The sequence below is a fragment of the Mesorhizobium sp. M7D.F.Ca.US.004.01.2.1 genome (assembly GCF_003997785.1).
Taxonomy (GTDB): domain Bacteria; phylum Pseudomonadota; class Alphaproteobacteria; order Rhizobiales; family Rhizobiaceae; genus Mesorhizobium; species Mesorhizobium loti.
This window is the reverse complement of record NZ_RZRQ01000683.1, coordinates 1-1068: the sequence shown is the minus strand read 5'-3', so window position 1 is coordinate 1068 and position 1068 is coordinate 1. Positions and strand designations below refer to the sequence as shown.

1 protein-coding gene and 1 pseudogene are annotated in these 1068 nt (G+C 59.1%); both read right to left on the bottom strand.

Going from position 1 to position 1068, the window contains the following annotated elements; translation table 11 throughout:
• A pseudogene (locus EN993_RS36155) lies at positions 1-797 on the bottom strand (transketolase); the annotation flags it as partial.
• A gap of 105 nt (positions 798-902) precedes the next feature.
• A complete protein-coding gene (locus EN993_RS36150) occupies positions 903-1061 on the bottom strand; it encodes a hypothetical protein (protein ID WP_281040601.1) in 159 nt (52 codons plus the stop codon).
• Positions 1062-1068 lie beyond the last annotated feature (7 nt).

The window sequence follows — 1068 nt, the reverse complement described above, 5'->3', positions numbered from 1 at the left end:
CCATAACCGATATGGCTTTGAACGATGATCAGCGTGGGGCGGTCATGCGTATCGATGAACGTCTGATAAGCCTTCTCCAGCAACATCAGATCGTTTGCATCGCTTACCCGCTCGACATGCCATCCGTACGCGAGGAAGCGGGTTGCCACGTCTTCGGTGAATGTAAGGCCAGTCGGCCCCTCGATGGTGATGTGATTGTCGTCATAAATCCAGCAGAGGTTCGACAATCTGAGGTGTCCAGCCAGCGATGCCGCCTCGTTGCTGAGCCCTTCCATCATGTCGCCGTCACTGCACAGCGCATAGACGTTGTGCGAGAACAGATCATAATCGGGTCGATTGTAGGTGGCCGCCAGCCACCGTTCCGCAATTGCAATGCCGACGCTTGTTGCCGCACCTTGTCCGAGTGGCCCCGTTGTGGTTTCCACGCCCGAGGTCCAGCCATATTCGGGATGTCCCGTGCAATGGCTGCCTGCCTGGCGAAAACTCTTGAGATCGTCCAGCGTCACGGCAAGCCGGTCGCCCGTTGGATAGCTCGCGCCCTTTGCCTTGACGCCGCACAGGTGAAGCAGGCTGTAGAGCAGGGCGCAGGCATGGCCGGCCGACAGCACGAAGCGGTCGCGGTTCGGCCAATCGGGGTCGGCGGGGTCGTAGCGAAGGAAGCGTTGCCACAGGCAATAGGCCATCGGCGCGGCATCCAGCGGCGTTCCGGGATGACCGGATTTTGCTTTCTGGACCGCATCGATTGAAAGCATTCGCAGCGTATTGATGCTGAGCTGGTCGAGTGGCACCTGTTTCATGGGGATCCTTTGATCGGATGTAGGCAACCCGATCGTCCAAGTGCTGGCTGGGTTGCGCCGCAGTATGTTGGTCGGGGCCGTAGGCGCGGCCGGACTTACCGCCCTTTACTTCTGTCGTTTTCGGAACCGGCGATAGCGCTCGATCAAAGCGTTGGTCGAGCTGTCATGTTGGAGATTTGGGGCCTGGGAGGTTTCCAGTTCAGGGGTTGTTTTCTCGGCCAGGGCCTTGCCCAGCTCAACGCCCCATTGGTCAAAAGAGTCGATGTTCCAG